Genomic DNA, 7,600 nt, shown 5'->3' with positions numbered 1-7,600 from the left:
GTGGAGTAGGGGAAGTCTTGGCGCAGGTTCCTTGAGTGTTCGAGGTGTGTGTGAGGGGGTAGGCGGATGCTCAGTGGGGCTAGTCGGTGGTGGCGTTTTTGGTGACACGCAGCGGGGTTGCGCTCGACGAAACCGAGCTGAGCGCCTGGTTTGTGCAGCGCATGGCGTCGTTCAAAAAACCCAAGAAGTACCTGTTCCGCAGCGAGTTGCCCAAGAACAGCTACGGCAAAATCCTCAAGACCGACTTGCGGCAGTCGTTGAAAGCAGCGAGTATCGCCGCGCTTACCTAGCCCCGTTTTTCATGGACAGACAACAAGACAAGGAGTCCCTTCGATGGGCAATCAAGTGCAAGACACGGTCCGCAAGCGCCGCCGTGCATTTCTCGGTGCCACTTCCGGCCACCTGATCGAATGGTACGACTACGGCGTCTACGGCTTTCTCGCCGTGTACATCGGCCATGCGTTCTTCGTCTCCGACGACCCCACCACCAGCCTGCTGGCCAGCTTCGCGGCGTTCGCCCTGAGCTTTTTTATCCGGCCTCTGGGCGGGCTGTTCTTCGGCCCGCTGGCGGATAAGATTGGCCGCCGCAAAACCCTGATCATGGCGCTGGTGATGATGACCGGTTCCACCGTCATGCTCGGCTTGTTGCCGAGCTACGCAACCCTGGGCATCGCTGCGCCGATCCTGCTGATCCTGGTGCGCTGCGTGCAGGGCTTCTCGGCGGGCGGCGAGATCGGCACCGTCACCAGCTTTATCTCCGAATACGCCGGCCCCGGCCGACGCGGCTTTGCCACGTGCTGGCTGATGGTCACCGCCGTACTCGGTCTGCTGCTGGGCGGCGCCGTGGCCAATGGCATGACCTGGGTTCTCGGCGCCGAGGTGATGCAGGAATGGGCCTGGCGCATACCGTTTTTGATCGCTGCGCCGCTGGGCTTTATCTCCATGTATATCCGCCTCAAGCTCGAAGACAGCCCGGAGTTTCTCGCCCTGCAACGCACCGGCCAGACCTCCCGCGCCCCGTTGCGCGAAGTTTGGCAGTGGAAACGCGCTATTGCCCTGGTGTTCTTTATCATCACCTTACACAGCTCGATCTTCTATCTGGTGCTGACGTTCGCCTCGACCTACATGGCCAAGATCCTCAAGTTCGACAGCGGCACCACCTTGCTCTACGTATTCGTCGCGAGTTTCTCGGCAGCCTTCGTGATGCCGTTTGGCGGTGCGTTCACCGATAAATACGGGCGCAAACCGTTCCTGATGGTGGTTGGCACCTTGGCCACGCTGGCGATGTTCTGGCTGTTCAAGTCAGCACCGACCGCCACCCCTGCGACGTTCTTCGCGCCATTGATGGCGGTGGCGATTCTGTTCGGGCTATACGCCTCGTCCACCTACGCGCTGATGAGCGAGCTGCTGCCGACGCGCATCCGCTCCACCGGGATTGCCGTGGCGTACAACGTGCCGGTCGCGGTGTTTGGCGGCAGCGCGCCGCTGATCTCTACGTGGCTGATCAAGGTGACCGGCGACATCACTTCGCCGTGGTATTTCTACGTGGCCACGGGCGTAGTGTCGCTGATTGCCTTGGTGGTGTTGCGCAAGGAAGATTTTGTCGCCAGTGGCAGCCCGGTAGTGGCGCCAGCGGGGGCAGTGTTGGCATCTGCAACCTGATCGAATACGGGTGTGGGAAATCCGGCCACGCTGTTTCAGGCGCCGACCATCGTCTACCGGCGTGACTACAGCCAACGGGCCGCGCAGTTGCAGGCTCAGGCTGCGTTAGCAGCGGTGGGTGAAGAGGCGCCTGTCGCCTAATCACTGTCAGCGCTGCAGCACGCCGCGAAACGTTGCGCTCAACGCGCGCACCGTTTCGCGGGACCGTGCATCACTGATGCGGCTATGCAGGACCACCTCACTGACGGGTAATGCGGGCAAACCGTATTGCTCGCTCACGTCCACCGCCCCGGCCGGGGCCACGCGATGGGCGAGGGCGGCGACGCCCAACCCGGCGCTCACTGCGGCGCCCACCGCCATTACGCCACCGCCGACAAACACCTCGGTCCAGTCGATACGCGCCGCCTCCAAGGCCCTGACCGCCAAATGTCGAACGCCACAGGGCGCGGCCATGGTCGCCACGCGCAGCGGGGTGCCGCTGCTGTGTTGCCAAGTGGGTGCGGCAAACCAGCCCAAGCGTTCGACTGCCAACACTTCGCCGTCCTGGCGGTCGCCTTCATTGCGTACGATCACCGCGTCCAGCTCATTGCGGTCGAATGCGGCGACCAGGTCGCGAGAAGAGGCAATGCGCACTTCGAGTATCACCAATGGGTCGTAGGCGGCGAGACGGCTGAGCCACGTGGGCAAGTCCGGCCCGGCCACGTGGTCGCTGATGCCGATCACCAAGCGCCGGGGTGCGTGTGTGGCCATGTCGCCGAGTGCGCGTTCATGGGCATTGAGCAGGGCACGGGCGGCCACGATGAATTGCTCACCCTGGGGCGACAGCCGCACGTGGCGCGGCGTGCGTTCCAGCAGGCGATAACCGAGGCGTTCTTCCAGGCGTTTGAGCTTGAGGCTGATGGCGGCCTGGGAGGTGTCCAGCACTTCGGCGGCGCGGGTGAAACTGGCGAAATCGGCCACCAGGACAAAGGCTTGGACGGTGTCAATATCCAGGGGTTTGAGCGCATCAGTCATATCAAATCCTTATCACATATATATCTAGCCATATCTTGTTGAAATCACCGTTGCTGCGCAAGCTGAACCCTCATCTTGAACGGGAGCTTTGTCATGTTTGCCAAACAGTATTCACACCGCTTGCCTGGCGACTACGATATGGGCGTGATTCACCGGCGTGCTGCGCAGTTAGGGCCTTTGTGGGATAACACCGAGGGGCTGCTGTTCAAGGCGTTCATCGCCCAGGTGCGTGGGCAAGCGCAGGGTAATGTGTATGCGTCGGTGTACCTGTGGGCCGACCCATTGCAGGCCGCTGACTTCTTACTCGGGGAGCGCTTTGAAAGGGTGCTCGACAGCTTCGGCCGCCCGCACATCGAGAGCTGGTTGCCGTTGGATGTGCAGCGTGGGCCGGCGCAGACCGCGTTGAGTCTGTACCGGGAGGAGTGGCCGCTGGAACCTGGGGCGGATCGCGGCGGGATACTGGCCGAGGAAAAACGGCGCAATCAGCAGTTGGCTGATAGCGGTGATACGTTCGCGGTCTTTCTGGCGCTGGATGTGCAGGCGTGGCGTCTGGTGCGGTTTACCTTGTCGGCGAAGGCGCTGGAGCTGGACCGCCCAGGTACGGGCTACGAGGTGCTTTATCTGGCGCAAGGCGTTGCGCGATAGCGTCAACTGGGCCAGTCTTGCAGGCTCGATTCTGGTCTTCGGAGCACGCTGCGTTGCCTGCCACGCGTTTGACATTGATCTGCCATGCCGCTACCTCGTCGCAAAAGCAGGCGCGGTTTCCCGATGACGAATCCGTCGCAATGGACTGGCAGAGCGCAGCGTTATCTCAAGCCGGCCGCTTCAAGAAAAGCCCGCGCCTGGTGTGCGGGCCTGAGGCGAGAGCCCGCCAGACAGCGGGCTTGTTCGGCGATAACGCGCAGACCGAAGACGCCCTGCGCGATGGCGATTTTGGTGCTTGGAAAGGTCAGGCCATCGGCGAGATCGACCACCACGCGCTAACCGCCTGGATGACCGACAGCGCCAGCGCGCCTCACGGCGGCGAGTCGGTGGAGCATATTTGCGCGCGCGTTGCGCAGTGGATAAAGGCCCTCGAGTCCCAACCCGGGCACGTAGTGGCCATCACCCACCCCTTTGTCATTCGCGCCGCGATGCTGTACGTCTTGCGGTTCCCGGCGTCGATGTTCTACCTGATCGACGTTGAGCCGCTGTCCAGCGTCGAGCTGCGCTTCAATAACGTCTGGCGCCTGCGCCTGGAAACTCACGCCTGAGCGCGTGAACATGGCAAAATCCACGCCCCGCAATGAGAGCAACCCATGAAACGCATCCTGATCATCGGCATTGGCGCCGGCAACCCTGACTACATCACGATGCAGGCCGTGAAGGCGCTGAACCGCACCGACGTGTTTTTCCTGATGGACAAGGGCCAGAGCAAAGACAAGCTGATCGACCTGCGTCGCGAGATCTGCCAGACCTACATCACCGAGCCTGGCTACCGTTTCGTCGAGGCCGACTGCCCCGAGCGCGTGCGCGGTGATATCGATTACACCACCGCCGTGCAAGACCTCAATCGTGACAAGCAGCACGCCTTCGAACGCATGATCAACGAGGAAATGGCTGACGGGGAAGTGGGCGCTTTCCTGGCCTGGGGCGACCCTGCGTTGTACGACAGCACTGTCCGCATCCTGCAGGCGATCCTCGCCAGTGGCCGCTGCGAATTCGAGTTCGATGTGATCCCCGGCATCACCAGCGTGCAGGCCCTGGCTGCTCAACACAAAGTGGCGCTTAACCGCATCGGCCGCTCCATCGAGATCACCACCGGGCGCCGGTTGGCGGCGGGGCAGGTGAGTGATGCGGACACGTTGGTGGTGATGCTCGACGCTGAAGACTCCTACCGCACGGTGGCCGATCAGGACCTGGATATCTACTGGGGCGCCTACCTGGGCACGCCGGACGAGATCCTTATCAGCGGCAAAGTCGGTGAAGTGGCTGAAGAGATCGAACGGGTACGCAAGGCGGCGCGCCTGGAAAATGGTTGGATCATGGACACTTACTTGTTGCGCAAGCCCTGAGGTCGCTTCCCCATGTTCAAACTGTTCGCTCTGGCACTGACCCTGGTGGCCGCTGCCGCACATGCCGACGCCACGCTGCACACCGACTTGCCGTTGTCTTACCTGGAACAGACCCAGGATGATGCGCGCAACCAACCGCTGGTGATTTTCTTGCATGGTTTTGGCAGCGACGAGCACGATCTGTTTGGCATCAAGGACGCGTTGCCGTCGACCTGGACCTACTTGTCGGCGCGTGCGCCAATGCCGGTGGACCCGCATGGTTATCGCTGGTTTACCAAGACCCCGGGTGACGGCGACTACGACGGCGAGACTGCCGACCTGCAACGCAGCGCCAAGCTGATCGAAGAGTTTGTAGGCAAGGCTACGGCCAAATACCACACGCAAAGCGATCGGGTGTTCCTGGTGGGGTTCAGCCAGGGCGCGATCATGGCTTACGAGGTGGGCTTGCGACACCCTCAGCTGGTGCGCGGTATCGCGGCGCTGAGTGGCAGCGTGTTACCGGTGCTCAAGGCTGAGCTCAAGCCCAGTGAGTCACTGGGCAAGTTGGCGATCTTTATCGGTCACGGCACTCTGGACCAGGCGCTGCCGTATGCTTCGGCGACGCGGGCAAATGAGGTGTTGGTGGGGCTTGGGTTGACGCCAACGTTTCATGGGTATGCGGGGATGCCGCATACCGTGAGCGAGGCGCAAGTGCAGGATTTGAAGGTTTGGTTGGAGAAAAGCCTGGAGTAAACGAGGTTAAAAAATGCGCGAGCAAACCCGCCCCAACAGTTGATTTTGTGTCGCTGGGTAGAGCGGGTTACTTACCGCCAGTGATCTGCTTCACCAACTCAGCGTGGCCCTTCACATCATCTGCTCGCGAAATCGCCTGAATCACCAGCAAGTGATTGCCGGAGCCGCCCAGGAACGTGGAGTTCAAGGTCTTACCGCCGCCTTGGGTGGCGGTGCTGTCCACTTGGCGCAGGCCCAGGCCCTTGTAGGTCCATTTTTTCTCGTTGAGCTTTTTGAAGTCGGGCAAGGCAGCGCTTTGGTCCTTGACGAAGTCGGCCACGGCGCCATTGAGGAACTGCGGGTCGTTGTCTTTGATCGTTGCGCCGTCGTTGCGCACCGTTTCAGCCACGATCACCACACTCTTGGTGGTCGAGTTTGCGTACAGCGTGCCTTGGGTGTCAGCGGTACCGTCCGCCGCGTTGCCGGTTGGCAAGGTGTCGGCGACGTAGGCCTTGGGCAGGCTGAAGGTAAACTTGCCGCCCAGGGTCGAGATGGTCTGCGTGGTGGGCTTGGTTGCTGCGAATACGCTACCGGCGGTGAGCGCGAGGGCCAGCAGGGCGGCGGTCTTGGTGAAAGTGGCCATGAAGCGCTCCAGGGATGAACGAAATTGCGGCGTATTCTGTCAGAAAATTCGCAAGATCGTTCGTTTGTGCCCTCACACTTTGTCGGACTCTTCCTCGAGTCGATCCATCTCAAACAGTCGCGCCAGTTCGGTACGGGCTTCCTCGGCGGTTTGCATGACCTTGGCGGCGTCGTCGTACACCGCGTGTTGTGCGGCGAGTACTTGCAGGTCGTGGTTTTTGAAGCGGGTGATGCGCGCGTCGGCCTGAGCCTGGGTCAAGCCGAGGCCGACCAGGGTGCGGCGGCTCATTTCCAGGCTGGAGTAAAACGTCTCGCGCACCGGTGAAGCGTCCAGGTCCACCAAGCGGTGTACGTGCTGGCGGTTACGCGCGCGGGCGATGATTTTCATGTGCGGGTAAAGGTTGCGCACCTGTTCGGCAGTCTTGATGTTGATCTGCGGGTCGTCCATGGCGATCACGAAGAATTCGGCCTGGTCGACCTTGGCCGCGTGCAGGATCTCCGGGCGCTGTGGGTCGCCGTAGAACACCGGCATACCGCCGAAACTGCGGGTCAGTTCGATGGTTTCCACTGAGGTGTCGAGGGCGATGAACGAGATGTTTTGCGCGCGCAGGATCCGCGCCACAATCTGGCCCATCCGGCCCATGCCAGCAATCACCACGCGTGGCGCATCGCTTTCGATGGCGCGGTATTCCTCGGGCACCTCCACCGGTTTGACTTTGGTCTTGAACAGCTTTGGGCACACCAACAACAGCAGCGGCGTCACGGCCATCGACAGGGTGATGGTCAACACCAGCACATCGTAAAGGTGCGGTTCGAACAGGCCTTGGTCGCGGCCGATCTTGAACACCACGAAGGCAAACTCACCGCCAGCTGCCAGCACGACGCCCAGGCGCAGCGCGCTTTCACGATTAAGGTCGCCCACCCGCCGGCCAACCGCGTACAGCAGCGGCAGCTTCAAGCCGATCAACAGCAGGGTCAGGCCGATCACCACCAGCGGCGAGCTGAGCAGCAGGCTGAGGTTGGCGCCCATGCCCACGCTGATAAAAAACAGACCAAGCAGCAGGCCCTTGAAGGGTTCGATCTGCGATTCCAGTTCGTGGCGGTATTCCGAGTCCGCCAGCAGCAGGCCTGCGAGGAAGGCGCCGAGGGCCATCGATACGCCCACCAGTTCCATCAGCCACGCGGTGCCGATCACCACCAGCAGTGCGGTGGCAGTGGACACTTCGCGCAGGCCGGTCTTGGCGACGATGCGAAACACCGGGCGCAGCAGGTAGCGCCCGCCGATGATCACCACGGCGATGCTGCCCAGAATCTGCAGCACGTGTTGCAGGCCCTGGGCTTCAGTGGTCGGGTGATCGCTGCCGGCCAGCAGCGGCACCATGGCGATCAGCGGGATCGCGGCGATGTCTTGGAACAGCAGAATCGCAAACGCCAGGCGCCCGTGGGGCTGGTTCAGTTCCTTGCGCTCGGCCAGGCTTTGCAGGCCGAACGCGGTGGAGGACAGCGCCAGGCCCAGG

The 7,600-nt window shown here is 61.9% G+C and carries 9 protein-coding genes and 1 pseudogene; 7 read left to right on the top strand and 3 right to left on the bottom strand.

Going from position 1 to position 7,600, the window contains the following annotated elements:
- The 3 genes and pseudogenes from E0F99_RS27620 to E0F99_RS30940 form a co-directional block, all read left to right on the top strand.
- Positions 1-290 (top strand): annotated as a pseudogene (locus E0F99_RS27620) (AMP-binding enzyme); the annotation flags it as partial.
- 43 nt (positions 291-333) lie between these two features.
- On the top strand, positions 334-1,662 hold the full coding sequence (locus E0F99_RS27615) for an MFS transporter (protein WP_083358769.1): 1,329 nt from the start codon (positions 334-336) through the stop codon (positions 1,660-1,662).
- Between the two features lie 12 nt (positions 1,663-1,674).
- Positions 1,675-1,803 (top strand): hypothetical protein, encoded by a 129-nt coding sequence (locus tag E0F99_RS30940; protein WP_269457867.1) that lies wholly within the window; start codon positions 1,675-1,677, stop codon positions 1,801-1,803.
- 6 nt (positions 1,804-1,809) lie between these two features.
- Here E0F99_RS30940 and E0F99_RS27605 read toward each other — a convergent pair whose 3' ends face one another.
- Positions 1,810-2,676 carry a LysR family transcriptional regulator gene (locus E0F99_RS27605; protein ID WP_083358768.1) on the bottom strand — a complete coding sequence of 289 codons (867 nt, stop codon included), beginning with the start codon at positions 2,674-2,676 and terminating at the stop codon, positions 1,810-1,812.
- A gap of 93 nt (positions 2,677-2,769) precedes the next feature.
- Here E0F99_RS27605 and E0F99_RS27600 point away from each other — a divergent pair, with 93 nt between their 5' ends.
- The 4 genes from E0F99_RS27600 to E0F99_RS27585 are packed head-to-tail and all read left to right on the top strand — an operon-like array spanning position 2,770 to position 5,462.
- Positions 2,770-3,321, top strand: coding sequence for a DUF4865 family protein (locus tag E0F99_RS27600; RefSeq protein WP_083358767.1), 552 nt, complete (start codon positions 2,770-2,772; stop codon positions 3,319-3,321).
- 53 nt (positions 3,322-3,374) lie between these two features.
- Positions 3,375-3,929 carry a histidine phosphatase family protein gene (locus E0F99_RS27595; protein ID WP_083358766.1) on the top strand — a complete coding sequence of 185 codons (555 nt, stop codon included), beginning with the start codon at positions 3,375-3,377 and terminating at the stop codon, positions 3,927-3,929.
- Positions 3,930-3,974: 45 nt separating this feature from the next.
- Positions 3,975-4,730, top strand: coding sequence for a precorrin-6A synthase (deacetylating) (cobF, locus tag E0F99_RS27590; protein WP_083358765.1), 756 nt, complete (start codon positions 3,975-3,977; stop codon positions 4,728-4,730).
- 12 nt (positions 4,731-4,742) lie between these two features.
- Positions 4,743-5,462 carry an alpha/beta hydrolase gene (locus E0F99_RS27585; protein ID WP_083358764.1) on the top strand — a complete coding sequence of 240 codons (720 nt, stop codon included), beginning with the start codon at positions 4,743-4,745 and terminating at the stop codon, positions 5,460-5,462.
- A 67-nt stretch (positions 5,463-5,529) separates the two neighbouring features.
- On the opposite strand, the gene E0F99_RS27580 is transcribed toward E0F99_RS27585, so the two are convergent.
- Both E0F99_RS27580 and E0F99_RS27575 read right to left on the bottom strand, forming a co-directional pair.
- On the bottom strand, positions 5,530-6,084 hold the full coding sequence (locus E0F99_RS27580; protein ID WP_083358763.1) for a DcrB/PsbP domain-containing protein: 555 nt from the start codon (positions 6,082-6,084) through the stop codon (positions 5,530-5,532).
- A 72-nt stretch (positions 6,085-6,156) separates the two neighbouring features.
- Positions 6,157-7,600: cation:proton antiporter domain-containing protein (locus tag E0F99_RS27575; protein ID WP_130909046.1), on the bottom strand; the 1,444-nt coding region annotated here is incomplete at its 5' end.

This window comes from Pseudomonas antarctica, from assembly GCF_900624995.1.
Lineage (GTDB): Bacteria > Pseudomonadota > Gammaproteobacteria > Pseudomonadales > Pseudomonadaceae > Aquipseudomonas > Aquipseudomonas antarctica.
This window is presented reverse-complemented; position numbering and strand designations above follow the sequence as displayed.

Excerpts from the sequence above, each read along its gene's own strand:
- E0F99_RS27605 (WP_083358768.1), bottom strand. The coding sequence starts at position 2,676 with ATGACTGATGCGCTCAAACCCCTGGATATTGACACCGTCCAAGCCTTT.
- cobF (WP_083358765.1), top strand. The coding sequence starts at position 3,975 with ATGAAACGCATCCTGATCATCGGCATTGGCGCCGGCAACCCTGACTAC.
- E0F99_RS27580 (WP_083358763.1), bottom strand. The coding sequence starts at position 6,084 with ATGGCCACTTTCACCAAGACCGCCGCCCTGCTGGCCCTCGCGCTCACC.
- E0F99_RS27585 (WP_083358764.1), top strand. The coding sequence starts at position 4,743 with ATGTTCAAACTGTTCGCTCTGGCACTGACCCTGGTGGCCGCTGCCGCA.
- E0F99_RS27615 (WP_083358769.1), top strand. The coding sequence starts at position 334 with ATGGGCAATCAAGTGCAAGACACGGTCCGCAAGCGCCGCCGTGCATTT.
- E0F99_RS27600 (WP_083358767.1), top strand. The coding sequence starts at position 2,770 with ATGTTTGCCAAACAGTATTCACACCGCTTGCCTGGCGACTACGATATG.